This window comes from Dysgonomonas sp. 37-18, from assembly GCF_001899125.1.
Classification (GTDB): Bacteria; Bacteroidota; Bacteroidia; order Bacteroidales; family Dysgonomonadaceae; genus Dysgonomonas.
Window position 1 is genome coordinate 1 of sequence record NZ_MKVC01000037.1, and the last position, 14,731, is coordinate 14,731.

The following is a 14,731-nucleotide window of genomic DNA, read 5'->3' on the forward strand; positions in this document are numbered from 1 at the left end:
CCTTCGGGTAATAATAATTCATAGCCACTTTCCATTAAACAAAGTTAGGAAAAATTATATCTCCACAACTTTTAGGAAAGAGCCAAAGAAACTCAACCGCAAAAGTTGGGCTAAATCGTAAAACTAGATTGGTCTTACTATTTTAAACAAAAACGGTAGGCAATCTAGAGATAAAGAACGACATATGCCTGAGTCCTCTAAATTGAGATGTAAAACCATTAATGCTTCCTATTCTGCAACTCATTGATAAGTTTAATAGTTATATGGGATTACTAAGATAATAAAAAAAATAAAGATCAATTTAAGGGGGGTAGCCTAATCCAATATTAATTACAATTTCTCAAAACAATTACTAACAGTCAGACTTTTAGATAATTATTCGATATAAATAATATTCTATTTACTGATTTAAGGGTGTCTTCTCCTTTGAGAATATTCGCTAAAGAAATACACAGGAAAATTGAGAAAAGATGAATAATTTAGAAGTAGAGCGATGTGGTGAAAAATTAAAAATTAAAAACTTAAATTATATTAATATATTGAAATAAATACTACATTTATGCCCGAATAAAATAACTAACTATTCCTATGAAAAACAATAACACTATATTTTATTTATTGACCTTTCTTGTAGTTTTCTTATATTCTTGCGAATATGATAAAGATATAGTTTATATAAAAGAATTAATACCTCCTAAAGATTCAGTAGAGCTAGATATTGAATTATCACATGTTCTTCCCAATAATACAATCTATATATATGAGTATACCAAGCTGACATACACGATAGATTCCAAAGGTAAAGACATACTTGATTTTAAGATATCTTTTGATGGTTCTGCAGAGATTCATGAAAATAGTATTTACCTGTACCCTTTAGCAGATAACTCGGTAAGAAAATTAACATTTGACGTACAACTTAAAACACATACAGGAAGTATGGCTGATATTTTGGGATATGAGAAATATGTGGGAAGGTATGAATACAATATAAAATTTGTGAAACTTGAAGAGAATTTTAAGACTAATCTACGTGGCAGCAAATCAGAAGAGGGCTACTTACAGTTGAATTGGGATAAACCTGTATTTGACAATGCAGATCTTGTAAAATATGAACTAATTTATACGGACGACATTACAAAACAACAAGTAAAACATGAAATAACAGACCCTAAGCAGACTAGTTTTATTGACAAAAATTATATCTGGGGCTATAAGACCTATGAATTACTGACCTATTATAAAAACAAGGATGTGAATTACGAGTCTCTAAAGTCTGATTACTTTAGTCCGGAATATTATGGATTTAAAAGTAACCCTAAATTCACCTATGAATACCTAGACAGTGAATTCATGAATGTATCGTGGGCAGATACAGGGTACAAGTGCAAATATTTGATTATCGATGCAGATGGGACGAAAACAGAATGTGAACAGAAGCAACGGAAAGTTAAGATGCAGCGTTTTCGATTTCCTTCTGATGGAAATCGCTTCAAGCTTTACATACTACCCTTTGATATGCCATATAGTGAATATGATAAAGGTATATTTATTGATTGCGATTCTTATTGGTATAATATAGGAGAATATTCAGCGATTCCTCATGCTTGGAATATTGCAAAAAATGAATATTATAATCTCAACAATGGAGAGTTAAATGTGTTTTCAATTTCTAATTCCACAAAGAAGAATAATCTTTTCCTTCGTGAGGTGGACGGTGCTGATTTCTTTAATATTTCTGTGTCAGACAAAACCTCGCAAGTTGCAATTTATAAATGGACTCTCCCGATGCCAATAAGCACTTCAGATCTATTTATATATGAGAATAATAACTTCACGAATCCGTTGCGGATAGAAAATGTAACTCGAAACGCTACTCCACTATTTTTATGTGATAACTATACTCTTTTTTATAGTGATCTATTTTGGCTGGGGGATACTAACTACGAAAGATCTTGTATAGTATTGAACAGTAAAACAGGAAATGAAATCTTTAGACAAGTATTACAAAATAGAGAATCTCAGTTTACCGTATCTCCTGACGGAAAATTTTTATGCGATTATTATAAAGCACATCTCATTATCTATGAAATAGAGAACAACAAAGCTGTACAAATATACTCTTATACAAATACCGAATATAGATACTTAACTTGTCAGTTTAACTATTCTAACCCGAAAGAGTTGATCTTAGGAGGAGATATCGAAACTGCAATTTTTGATGTTGAGTCACTTACCAATAAAAATTCAATAAAAGGTAAATTTTTATATCAAGATCCTATTACCGGCAACATCGCTTGTATGGACGAGCATTATAATCAAAATTTTCTTTTAAATATATACGATAAAACATTATCTCAAAAATTAATTAGAGTTCCATTTAACTATTATACATCTGGTAATAATTCATTCTTCAATAACAGGTTATTTTTCAATGATGTGCTGGCATATCGTTTAGATTTACCCTTATAGAAATTCTTAAATTATGAATAAATATAGCACTTTCTTAACTCTATTTGTGATTGTACTCTTTTTTGGCTGTGAATATGACAAGGATGAGATTTATCAGAAGGATATTACTCCGCCAGAAGAGATATCAATAGATATAAATTTGGATGGTTTAGAAAATGGAGAAACTCTATATATTTACCGAAAGACGAAGATCTCATACAATGCTGATTTCAAAAGTAAGGCTTTTCTTAAGTATGAAGTCAAATTAGGAGATAAAAACTTATATTTACCAGAAGATGGAATCCTTTATTTCGATCCATTCGATTACAGAGGAGTAGATGAATTAAGTTTAACGATAGATGTAGAGTTAAAGACAGGGACAAATAGCATAGCAGAGAATCTAGGTTTAGAAAAATATCTAGGGTCATTTAAGTACAAAATCAGATTTATTCATAATGCTGATTTATCCTTAAAGTTTGAAAACAGTATTACTCAAGATGGAAATCTGAAAATCAGTTGGAAACCTCTCGATTTGAAACAACTGAGAGTAAACAAATACGAAGTCTATAGTTACAATGGATATGAACAAAAGTTGTTAACTACTATAACTGACACGGAGAATCCTTTTTTTGTTGACAAATCGCACGTATTAGGCAAACAGGATTATTTGATCTTTACATATTTTGAGGATGATAGAATAGAAAAACTATGGGACTATCATACAGTTCAGATCGAATATCCCTCAGAAAGCTTAGATTCTGAACCAATAGGGCTTGATAAAATGAAAGTGTGGTGGGATAAACATATTTATAATTGTTACTATGCATTGGAGCTAGAAGATGGAACCATAATTGATTGCAAAGGAAACACAGAAGTAGAAATAAGCCACACTTATAAATTTCCTATATACAAAGACATAAAATTACATATCTATCCGGTTGACCACACCGGAAATCTTTCTTCAACACCCTATTCTAGCCAAGTGTTACAATCTAACAGAGTTAAGGATGTTTATGTCTCAGGAGGAATAGCGTATGACATAAAACATAAAGAATTGTATATAAGAGATCAATATAAGCTTTTGGCACTTGATCTGTCAACAATGGATGCGATTCCAAATAGAGTTATTGATAGACCTTATGATTGGGATTGGTGGAGCCAATATATGTATTATTCCGAATTTCATGAAAAATTGTTTTATATTGCAAGTGACTACAAGATTAATATATATGACAGAAATCTTAAGATTCAATCTTATATAAACTGGGAGAAGACAGCATTGAGTAAATTTACAGTTTTGCATGCCAGAAAAGACGGAATATTAGTTTTTGGATATGTTGATCCTAATGGACATTGGACTAATGTATACAATCTTACAAACAACCGATTAATCTATCGTGAAGGTCCGGATGTCCTTCGTAACTATGCGAAAAGATCTATGTCAAAAGATGGCACTTATCTTTGTGTATCAGAAGATAACTACATTCAAATATTCGGTTTTAATAATATAGAAATGTTCAATATAAATTCAATATCTACTTATCCTATAAACTTTCAAGAATGTATTTTTAGTAAAATTGACGATGAGGAGCTTTATGTAATAGAAAAAGAACAATTTTATAGGATGAATGCTTTGACTAAAAACAGAACATCCTATATTGTCGGAAGATTTATAACTGAAGATCCCTTTACCGGGAATATAGCATATATAAAAGATGATAATACATTTGTTATTCTTAATCATGAAATGAATAAAGAAATATACTCGACCCTGGTAAGTAGGACATGGGATTTAGGGTTGTTTAACAATATACTTACGACAGATAAGAGTGGCAAATTCTATTACCTTGATCTAAATCCGTACATCAAATAATATGAAGAATATTAATATAATATCAATATTATTATTGATCTTTTCCGTTTTCACCGGGTGTGAATACGATAAAAATGATATATATATTGTTGATATCCAAAAACCGGTAGAGAAAAGAATAACATTCAATCTTGCAGATCTGCCTTCAGGAACAACGATTTATATTTATCAGAAAACAAATTTAATGTATGACCTGAATCTACCCGAAGGGGATATATTAAAACGAAAATTAACTTTAGGAGGTAGAGAACTTCTATCTACTGATGGTTATATTGTATTAGATCCGAAGGATTATAATAGTAGAACTGTGGAAAAGCTTACTCTTGATGTCGAAGTAAATTCCGGTTCAGAAAGTATTGCAGGAAAACTCGGTCTAGAAAATTATATTGGGATATTTGAATATGAAATTGTTTTTATTCCTGATGCCGTACTAGGTTTACAGAATATTGCTCATCACAAAAATAAAGATGATTATTTCGAACTAACATGGAGTAAGCCTCAATTGGAGCAGTATACGGTAGAGAAATACAGAATAACATATTATCATGACCGTACTGAATATATAGAAGAAATACTAAATCCGGATCAAACAGTTTTTGTTGATACACGGGCGGTATTTGGTTACTTACATTACAGGATAGAAACCTTTTTCAAAGAAAGTTATCGACAACCTTGGGTCGATAATTATACTACTTCTATTGAGTTTCCCAAATATTCCGTTAAGTTTGAATACACGGGCATAAATTCGGGGAGAATATCCTGGCCAAAGAATGAGTATAAGTCTAAATATGCATTTGCCAGAGGATACTATGGTGATATAATTTACGAAGGGACAAATAACTATTTTGAAATTGAAGATTTAGCTGATTTTTCAACAAAACATGGTGTTGGAATTTTTCCTATCAGTTACGCCGGAGAATGGGTGGAGATTTATGTTCTGCCTATGAGTGCTAATACTGTTAATCGAAATATGCCCATACATTATGATGAACTACATAGCCAGAGCTTAATTACAAGGAGCAGCGATTATGAAAATTATATTGCGTTCATAGATACAACCAAAGATATTTTATTTATAAAAAATCAAGATGAATTATGGTCTTATAATAGTAATACTCTTGAGGTGATTGACAATCGATATTTACCAAATACAATGACTACAAACTGGAATGTCCATGGTTTTTGTTCTGAAAAATCGTCTACAATATTTATTCCGAATTATGATTGTATTGACTTGATCAGTTACGACCTAAAAAATCATGAAAAGATACAGTTCGAGTCTACAGAAGCACTGAATTATCAGTATGCTTATCTTGGAACTAATGATATTGTATTTATATATTCGAAAGAATCTCCAAAGCTTTATGCATACGATTTAAATTCAAGAAAATTAATTTCTTCTTTATCTTTAGATAATATGTGGGGTAATGTTGTTGTCTCTCGAGACGGAAAATATGTGTGTTTATACAATGATATTAGAGCTCTAGTTTATAAGTTTTCGGACAATGTCTTTTCTCTACTCTATACAGAAGAGTTTCCTAGTTACGGATTGGGGAGTTACGATTCTAAAAGTATTTGTTTTAATGAAAAAATATCTAATCAGCTGATCGTAACATATTCTCCTGGGACATACAGTAATGAGATGTATACTGTAGATATAGAAAACAACTCGAAATCCGAGAAGAAAAGATATTCTTATAGATGCTCTGACCCTTATACTGGGAATATTGTAGCTACGTATGGTGCAACTTGTACTGTTTTTGACACAACATTAACCAAAGAGCGTTTATCTTTAAAGAATTCAGAAACAGACTACCTTATTAATAACTTATTCCTGAAATCAGGATGGGGAAATCAAAAAAATCTTTATTATCTAGACATAACTAATTATTTGAAAAAATGAAAAAATATATTTTCTTAATTATTACTATACTATGTAGTATATATGCTCAAGCACAGTTTACTGTAAGCTACTCTTTAGGTTACGCCACTCATGATTTGGATGGAATGAAAAGTTTACTGAAGGATATACAACAAACACCTCCCGCATCTACTATCGGAGCAAAAAATGTCGATAATTTTTCCACGAATCAACTTATCCATATTGTAGATATAGGTTACAGACTTGATATGCATGAATTCGGACTAAAAGGAGGTGGATATAGTTCAACTGGAGGAAAATTGTCATTGAAGGATTATTCAGGCGAGTATTCCAATCGTTTTATAGTAAATGGCGTTCGCTTTGGAATATATTATAAAAATTATTTCTATACTTATAGAAATAAGAATGACAAGGCTGTTTTTTCTTTTTTTGGAGAGATTTCTCCAGGACTTTATTTCTCTGAAATTAAAAATAATGGCTTTTTTGTCGTTCAAGATAAAGAGTTAGACTCATTCGATGATAAATATTCCAAGACAAGTTTTGCATTTCTCTTCCAAGCCGGAGCGAAATATTACATAACTAAAAATATTAATTTACATGTTGCCTTAGGTTATGATTTTGTAGGTAAAGCAAAAGTTGACAATTTTAAACCTAAGGAAGCAATGGTCAATTGGAGTGGAATAAGGTTTACAGGTGGTGTTGGCTTCTCTTTTTAATATAGGTTACCATCCGAGATGGTAATATGAAGAATTGGGAATATGCTTGTTGATGCCTGATTATAATCGACTAATTTATGGATTGCCTCGCTCTAAATAGCCCTACAGATTTATAGACAAAAATACATTCTCTATCCTTGTACAGTCATCACAACAAGTTGTGAAGGAATCAGAATAATAGAGAGATACAATCGTAGCCTTAGTCAAAGATTCCTTTTTAGACATCAAGTAAACTAGCTTGTACATCTGAGTTGAAGATATAAGACCCGCTCCAGAGGGATTATAGATAAAAATAAATCCGTCAACGCCGACCAAACAAAAAAGACTTACGAGAAATTGTAAGTCTTTTATGTTTTTATTCCTCGATAGTTTTTAAAGTCAGACTTAAACTTAAAAAAGAATCAACATAAAAACTTGAGGGATTGAAAGAACTATGCATACATTTTGGATAAGCAAATGGAGTATCAAAAGAAAACGTTTCCAAAATGCTTGGACATACAAACATTACCACAACTCGGATTTACACCAAGACATTGAATAAAAAAGATATATGTCGAAAAGAAAAATGATATTCAATAAACAAAGCTCCATTTTTATCCTATTTTACTTTTAAGTAGCGGCAAATAGCAACTTGGTATAAAAAATAGAAGCATATGTATAATAGTTAAAATATCAATTATCATATATACTACTTTAGCGTTCTACCGACAATCTTAACAGTATATTGTATTACATGAATAAGTTTTTATTTGCACTATGTTGAAAGAAGAGATAAGTATTGATGCAAAATATATACAAGAATTACTTTCCTCTAACGAAGGCTTGACAATTGAAGAATTAGAAGAAATAACTGAATACAGAAATGACTATGTATGCCTCGTTCTTGGCTGGCTGTCAAAAGAGAATATCATCAGCTATTGGGAAACAGATGAAGGGTTGGTTATTAAGCTAAACGACAACATATAATTACTGATCTTGAAGCAACACTATCTTTATTCAAGATTAAGGGTTCCCCCTGAATATATTGAAAAGAACGCTTTCTTATAAACCTCACCCAATGAGATTTCGTATCCTCCAATAAATATACTGTGATGGTCAAATGATTCTACATAGTTTATATTTACGATATATGATTTGCTTACACGCAAGAAAATATTCTGTGGCATTTTCTGATGAATATTCTTCAAATTCATTGCCGTAATAAGTTTTTGACTGGTCGTATACATAACAACATAATCTTTCAGACCTTCGATATACCTGATATCAGAAAAATTGATTCGATGAAACCTACGTTCTGACTTGATAATTAAAAAATCGTCTGTTCCTCCTTCTATTATACTTTTCTCAGTATCATCCGACAGTAGTTTCTTATAGGTTTCAGCCTTGTTTATGGCCTTTTCCAACCGCTCTTTAGCAATTGGTTTAAGAAGATAATCGATTGCATTCAGCTCATAGCTATCCAATGCATATTGTGAATATGCCGTTGTAAAAATGATCAAAGCTTTCTTTGGCAATTGAGCCGCAAATTCTAACCCTGTCACCATTGGCATCTCTATATCAAGGAAAATAAGGTCTACGTCATTTTCTTTTAAGAAAGCTAAAGCAATTGGAGCATTAGAGAACTTGCCTAATATTTCAACTTTGGATATTTCTTTTATCTGTGCTTGCAGCTCATCTCTTGCTAGAGGTTCGTCATCTACAATAATACAATTCATAGCGGAATTATCAATTTAACGTTATACTCTTTCTCTGAGACATTAATCTCCAGAGAATGACTGTGACTATATAAAAGCTCCAGACGTCTTTTTATATTTGCTAGCCCCAATCCATTACTTTTCCCTTTCGACGGAATATATTCAGGGTCTATCGAATTAATACAGGTAAAATACAGCTTATCCTTTTCTACTTCTATATTAATCTTAATATAAGATTCATCTCCTGCAATATTTACACTATGCTTTACTGCATTCTCTACAAATGTTGTAAAAAGGTTCGGGGGAATAAATATACTTCTGGAAATAAGAGGATCATCTTTGCTCGGACTAATATCTACTGATAGGTTATCTCTCCTGAGTTTTTCCAAGTCGAGGAAGTTAGTAAGAAAAATAATTTCAGATTTAAGTAGTATTTTTTCTTCATTATTTTCATATAGCTGGTAGCGAAGAAACTCCGACAATTTCATAATGACGATAACAGCTTTCTCCTGATCGGTACGGACTAAAGCTTTGATACCATTGAGCATATTAAAAAGGAAATGAGGATTAATTTGATTTCTTAATCCACTCAGTTCCATTGTCAATGTAATATTATTCAGCTCCGTTATTTTTTCATTATCATGCACCCATCTTTGAAAGAGTTTTATCATTGTGGTCACCAATATAACAGCTCCGATTGTAATCGTACTTTGATACATATTTCCGTTGCCTGAGGTTTTATCATAATACACATTCTGTATTGGTTCGAAAATATGGTTTAAGAAATATCTCATCGTAAAGAGATCAATGACTACAAGTAAAAGCAGTAGAAATATATAAACGACATATTGGTTTTTGAAGAAGAGTCGGGGAACCAGAATATTCATATTGACATAAAATGTTATTATCATAACAATATATACAAAGAACAATCGGATATATCGGAAAACACCCGAATACTCTGAAAACTGGCGGGAACAAAATATAAGAATGAAAACGCCCAATAGGAGTACTATGTGCCGCAGTAATCGATATCGGTCATTAACCATCAATTGAAGAATCTTTGTATTCTTTATTACAATCGGTTCGTATCCCATATATCCTGTCGAAATAAAATTTTAAACAAAGATAAAAGAATTACATCCCGTTTATTAAAATATTATACGAAACAACCTGACAGACATACAAAATACGAATTAGAAAGCAGATTAAAAAGACTTTAGTATAAAATGAAGCGGGTTTGGTATAAAATAAAAAAAAGGTTTCAGCATTATCTATTTCTTTGCCTCGTGATAATATTTAGTAAGCATTATACTCATCTTATTTAATAGTATATTTATGGAAGTGTCTAAAAGAATGGTCTTAGTCCTCGGCATTCTGATTTTCTCTATTCAATCTTTCTCTCAAAACAATGACAGTATACCTCCAATAGCAAAAGAAGGCTTAAATCCATCTCAGAGAGCTGCGGCTATTGCTGCTGCAAAATTCACAATAGCCCGTCCTTTAAACATCGAATTCACCCAATTGATGCCATATAACTTCACCTTGAAGGATGGGAACAATTCATACCCCGATAGCAAGGTCAAAGGGCTATCTCAAGCAAAGATTAATGCCAATATCAACATTATACAGAAAAAGAATTGGCTTTTCGGAACTACTCTCGGATACAATTATATCTCGGTAAAGGCTGATATGACAGAGCCTTTTTCGCAAACGACAAAGAATATAGATAATGATTTTCATTATTTCCATGCAGCAGCTAATATAGCTTACATCTCAACTTTGTTCAAAAAAAGGACAGTTTTTACCTCCAGTATAATTGTTGATGGTAGCGAAAAGCATTTTGAACGGCTAAGAGGGTTACTTACAGGAACAATGATAGTTAAAGCTAATGAACGGACAAAAATGAGTATTGGTTTTGCAATTCCTATCGATCCACTGTCTGAGGTACCTTTCATTCCTACTTTCTCATATGAACATAAACTCAGAAACGGGCTTATAGTGGATATTATCCTTCCCAAAAACGTCTATCTGAGAAAGCATGTCTTTAGTAATGGCAGACTTTCACTAGGTGCAGAAATGGACGGTGCAACCTTTTATCTTTATAATATAGATGGTACAGACCAAAAGTACCAATACAGGCAATTGGATATCAATTCGGGATTAGTTTATGAACACCTTATTGCAAACTCGTTTCTGGTCACAGGCAAAACAGGAGTACGATTCACTCCGTCAGGCAGACTGTTCAGAAAGCAGGATTCATATAGTGATCCCATTCTGAAAATGAGTGCTGATCCGGCATTCTATTTTAATATTGGTATATCATTTAGTCCGTCTTCGCTTATTGGTAAGAAAGAATAATATTCAATCAGTTTAATTTAAATTAGCTGATCAATCCCAATGCTGAAGCATACTTAACAGCTTCCATAGAATTATTTACATCTAACTTTTCCAATATCCTTTGCCTATGTGTATTAACGGTATGGACACTAATAAACAACTGTTCTGAAATTTCCTTGCTAAGCAAGCCTTCTTTTATTAACTGTAAAACAGCGATCTCTCTTGTGGTAAGATCCGATACTTTTGGAGACAATAGGTTTTCAATAGGGAAAAACGTATTTTCTTTTACATTTAAGATATGGCCTCTCACCGTTTTAAAAGAGCTCTGGTCTGGAGATAAATCCAAAACACTTAACGATAACCATGCATTTCCCGACTTATCTTTTTCCAATAAGGTGTATTGTTCCACCACTCTCACATACTGACCAATAGCGTTGCAAATACGAAACTCCGAAATCATTTTATAATCCTGTAAGTTTTCTTTATTCGCATGTAAAAACTTGAGCGCTGCAATACCGTTCCTAATTAAAGAACGTAAATCGTCAGGATGCACACGCTCATCTATACCTTCTTTACAATCGCCAAATATTCCTCCAAAATTGAACGATGTATATACATGCTTCCTCTTATACATATCAAAAACCGTTATCCCGCTATTCGACACTTTAGCCAAATGAGAGAGCATTTGCTTATGATATTCGAGTAGAGAATAGTCAAGATCAGCTTCATTAAAACTCTGCAATGATAAAAGCCGTGCATGTTCCTTCTGTAAATCTTCCATACGGGCAATATAATGATAAATCAGTATTGATCTCCTAAGGGACAGTTTCTTACTTTGTACAAAACAAAAGTAGGTAAAATCATGAACAAAACGTTACTATTTCTTTTATTAAACGTCCTTTCGTTAGGTATATTATATGCACAATCATCTCAGAATATACGAGGTGTGGTATATGACAAAGAATCGAATAACCCTATTGAATATGCAACTGTAGCTGTACTAAATAGCAAAACACCTTTAGGTGTAAGTACAGATAGCTTAGGACAATTTAAAATACAAAATGTTCCGATAGGACGCTATGATATTCAGGTGACATTAATCGGCTATAATCCTATTATAATAAAAGAGCAGCTACTGTCTTCGTCTAAAGAATTGCATCTGGAAATTGCAATGGTTGAAAACTCGAAACAACTTGATGAGATTGTTGTCACTCCTCAGATAAATAAGTCACAACCCTTAAATAATATGGCATTAGGCAGTGCCCGTATGTTGAGTGTAGAAGAAGCGAACCGGTACGCAGGAGGGTTCGATGATCCGGCTAGATTAGCAACATCTTTTGCCGGTGTAACAAGCAGTGTCGGGAATAATGGTATTATTGTCAGAGGAAATGCACCTAAATTTCTACAATGGAGAATGGAAGATGTTGAAATCCCCAATCCGAACCACTTTGCAGAAGTAACGACATTCGGAGGTGGAGGGCTATCGGCATTAAGCAGTTTTGTGCTAGGCAATTCTGATTTTATGACAGGAGCATTCCCGGCCGAATACTCAAATGCTTTATCAGGGGTATTGGATATGAATTTACGGACAGGAAACAACCAGAAACGGGAAAATACAGTGCAACTCGGTTTAGTGGGAATAGATGTTGCTTCCGAAGGCCCATTCAAGAAAGGAAGCAATTCTTCTTATATATTCAATTACCGGTATTCAACACTAGGACTGCTTTCTTCTATGCTACCCGAAGATGCAGAGAACACAAAATATCAGGACTTATCTTTCAAGCTTAACTTCCCAACCAAAAGTACCGGTGTATTTTCCATCTGGGGAGTAGGCTTGATTGATCGCTCGGGGCAAAAGGCAGAAACCGATCCTAGTAAATGGGAATATATGCAGGATAAAGAAGATCAGGATATAAAACAATATATGGGTGCTTTTGGTCTGAATCACAAACTAAGAGTGTGGAACAATGCAACCCTTAAAACATCTTTGGCTACTACAGTCAGTGGACTTGATATGCATACTGAAAGAATGGATGCGAATGTAAAACCTATTCCACAAAACTTAATCAAGTCTACCAATTGGAACTTTGTATTCGCTTCATCGCTAAATAAGAAATATAGTAAGATACATACCAATAAAACAGGAATAAGGGTTACAGGGCTTAAATATAATCTACTCTTAAAAGAAGCGACACATCAACAACCGATAAACACCATAACCGATGAGTCCGGTTTCAGCGCTCTATTATCTGCATATACGAACTCGTCGTTCCAATTTTCAGATAAATGGACGCTTAATCTTGGTATCAATACGCAATTATTCACACTCAATAATAACTATACAATAGAGCCCAGAGCAGCATTATCATGGAAATTTAGACCAAATCAATCTTTAGCTCTTTCATATGGGCTACATAGCAGGCTTGAAATGTTGAATTATTACTTTACCAGATCGAAAGAGGGTGAACTTATTAACAAAAACATGGATTTTACAAAAGCTCATCATATAGTCCTGTCTTATGATCTTAATATTGGAAATGATTATCATCTAAAAATCGAACCTTATTTTCAAAAACTATACAGTGTTCCTATTATAAGTGATAGTACATTTTCGTTTATAAACCTTCAAAATGATTGGTTCATAACCAATAAGCTTTCGAATAAGGGAAAAGGAGTCAATTATGGTATTGATATAACCTTTGAACGGTATATGTCAGATGGTTATTACTATATGTTCACCGGATCTCTCTTTGATTCTCATTACAAAGCAGGAGATAACAAATGGAGAAATACAAGGTATAACCGAAACTTTGTATTCAATGCATTAGCAGGAAAAGAGTGGATGGTAGGACGCAGTAAACAAAATATGTTCAATGCTAATATTCGATTATCTTATCAAGGAGGAGACAGATACTCGCTTATTAATCTGGATGCATCTCAGAAAGAGGAAGATGCTATTTATGATGAAAACAAAGCCTTCTCGAAGCAATTACCCCCGGCATTTCTGTTGCACTTTAATGTAAGCTACAAAATTAACAAGAAGAGTTTATCTCATGAGTTTGCTATTAAAGTGCTAAATGCAACTAGTTACAAAGACTATCAAGGTCATCGCTATAACTTTAAGACGCATTTGGTAGATCCCGAAAGAGAGGCTGTTATTATCCCAAACATTAGTTATAAGATTGAATTTTAGTCTATCCCTTTCATTGAGCATAGTTTGTTTTATTGAGCGATGTAGAATTGTTAAATAAAACAAACTATGTAAATTATACGAGAAAACCCCGACATATCTTCCTCACATATCAGCCTTAACCGGTGCATAGTTCGTGTAAGAGCAACATAAAACGTGCTGCGATCTATTTCGATTTGTTTACAACAGGGGCAATTACTTCGTCAAAGCCTAATCCTTTGACTGTATGTGCCGAAGTGATAAGCCCTGATTAATTAGTCCTCTAAAATTGACTTTCAAAATCAAGTGAAAGAAGGAAAATAAAACCGTAAGCTTTTTTGTTTTTACATATACCTATTTCAATGAGAAACATTGTCTAAAATTATACAAAAGCTTAACTTTACAACAAATTCACAACAACAGTTCTATAAATGTGCTTCACTCTGCATTCACATTATGAATTATCTACCGGAAAAAATCAGAAAAGCCTGTTGTGTATTTACACTCTTAAAAATATATCAGGAGTCGGTTTTATCAGTATCAGTTATCGTATCGTTGATGTATAATTTAAATTCTAACCTTGTTTAGCCATATGAGAAACAGATT

Annotated in this window: 10 protein-coding genes; 7 read left to right on the forward strand and 3 right to left on the reverse strand. The window is 32.9% G+C overall.

Translation table 11 applies throughout. The annotated features are described in order from the left end of the window. Positions 1-588 precede the first annotated feature (588 nt). From BGO84_RS13950 to BGO84_RS13970, 5 genes are all read left to right on the forward strand, one after another. On the forward strand, positions 589-2,472 hold the full coding sequence (locus BGO84_RS13950) for a fibronectin type III domain-containing protein (protein ID WP_291030072.1): 1,884 nt from the start codon (positions 589-591) through the stop codon (positions 2,470-2,472). Between the two features lie 13 nt (positions 2,473-2,485). Next, positions 2,486-4,324 (forward strand): hypothetical protein, encoded by a 1,839-nt coding sequence (locus tag BGO84_RS13955; protein ID WP_291030074.1) that lies wholly within the window; start codon positions 2,486-2,488, stop codon positions 4,322-4,324. Position 4,325: 1 nt separating this feature from the next. Continuing rightward, positions 4,326-6,227 carry a hypothetical protein gene (locus BGO84_RS13960; protein WP_291030076.1) on the forward strand — a complete coding sequence of 634 codons (1,902 nt, stop codon included), beginning with the start codon at positions 4,326-4,328 and terminating at the stop codon, positions 6,225-6,227. Continuing rightward, positions 6,224-6,922: an opacity family porin gene (locus BGO84_RS13965; protein WP_291030078.1), complete on the forward strand. Its 699-nt coding sequence runs from the start codon at positions 6,224-6,226 to the stop codon at positions 6,920-6,922. The genes BGO84_RS13960 and BGO84_RS13965 overlap by 4 nt, the downstream gene beginning before the upstream one ends. Positions 6,923-7,678: 756 nt before the next feature. Beyond that, positions 7,679-7,888, forward strand: a complete 210-nt coding sequence (locus BGO84_RS13970) for a winged helix-turn-helix domain-containing protein (RefSeq protein ID WP_291030080.1) — start codon at positions 7,679-7,681, stop codon at positions 7,886-7,888. Positions 7,889-7,914: 26 nt separating this feature from the next. On the opposite strand, the gene BGO84_RS13975 is transcribed toward BGO84_RS13970, so the two are convergent. Further along, positions 7,915-8,637: a LytTR family DNA-binding domain-containing protein gene (locus BGO84_RS13975; protein ID WP_291030082.1), complete on the reverse strand. Its 723-nt coding sequence runs from the start codon at positions 8,635-8,637 to the stop codon at positions 7,915-7,917. Then, a complete protein-coding gene (locus tag BGO84_RS13980; protein WP_291030084.1) occupies positions 8,634-9,410 on the reverse strand; it encodes a histidine kinase in 777 nt (258 codons plus the stop codon). Before BGO84_RS13980 ends, BGO84_RS13975 begins: the two co-directional genes overlap by 4 nt. 544 nt (positions 9,411-9,954) lie before the next feature. On the opposite strand from BGO84_RS13980, the gene BGO84_RS13985 reads away from it, so the two are divergent. Further along, positions 9,955-10,977 carry a hypothetical protein gene (locus BGO84_RS13985; protein ID WP_291030086.1) on the forward strand — a complete coding sequence of 341 codons (1,023 nt, stop codon included), beginning with the start codon at positions 9,955-9,957 and terminating at the stop codon, positions 10,975-10,977. A gap of 22 nt (positions 10,978-10,999) precedes the next feature. Here the strand turns inward: BGO84_RS13985 and BGO84_RS13990 are convergent, their stop codons facing one another. Further along, positions 11,000-11,737 (reverse strand): helix-turn-helix transcriptional regulator, encoded by a 738-nt coding sequence (locus BGO84_RS13990; protein WP_291030088.1) that lies wholly within the window; start codon positions 11,735-11,737, stop codon positions 11,000-11,002. 81 nt (positions 11,738-11,818) lie between these two features. On the opposite strand from BGO84_RS13990, the gene BGO84_RS13995 reads away from it, so the two are divergent. Then, positions 11,819-14,149 carry a TonB-dependent receptor gene (locus BGO84_RS13995; RefSeq protein WP_291030090.1) on the forward strand — a complete coding sequence of 777 codons (2,331 nt, stop codon included), beginning with the start codon at positions 11,819-11,821 and terminating at the stop codon, positions 14,147-14,149. Positions 14,150-14,731: the final 582 nt, after the last annotated feature.

Excerpts from the sequence above, each read along its gene's own strand:
- BGO84_RS13965 (WP_291030078.1), top strand. The coding sequence starts at position 6,224 with ATGAAAAAATATATTTTCTTAATTATTACTATACTATGTAGTATATAT.
- BGO84_RS13990 (WP_291030088.1), bottom strand. The coding sequence starts at position 11,737 with ATGGAAGATTTACAGAAGGAACATGCACGGCTTTTATCATTGCAGAGT.
- BGO84_RS13955 (WP_291030074.1), top strand. The coding sequence starts at position 2,486 with ATGAATAAATATAGCACTTTCTTAACTCTATTTGTGATTGTACTCTTT.
- BGO84_RS13985 (WP_291030086.1), top strand. The coding sequence starts at position 9,955 with ATGGAAGTGTCTAAAAGAATGGTCTTAGTCCTCGGCATTCTGATTTTC.
- BGO84_RS13975 (WP_291030082.1), bottom strand. The coding sequence starts at position 8,637 with ATGAATTGTATTATTGTAGATGACGAACCTCTAGCAAGAGATGAGCTG.
- BGO84_RS13960 (WP_291030076.1), top strand. The coding sequence starts at position 4,326 with ATGAAGAATATTAATATAATATCAATATTATTATTGATCTTTTCCGTT.
- BGO84_RS13995 (WP_291030090.1), top strand. The coding sequence starts at position 11,819 with ATGAACAAAACGTTACTATTTCTTTTATTAAACGTCCTTTCGTTAGGT.
- BGO84_RS13980 (WP_291030084.1), bottom strand. The coding sequence starts at position 9,410 with ATGAGATATTTCTTAAACCATATTTTCGAACCAATACAGAATGTGTAT.
- BGO84_RS13970 (WP_291030080.1), top strand. The coding sequence starts at position 7,679 with ATGTTGAAAGAAGAGATAAGTATTGATGCAAAATATATACAAGAATTA.
- BGO84_RS13950 (WP_291030072.1), top strand. The coding sequence starts at position 589 with ATGAAAAACAATAACACTATATTTTATTTATTGACCTTTCTTGTAGTT.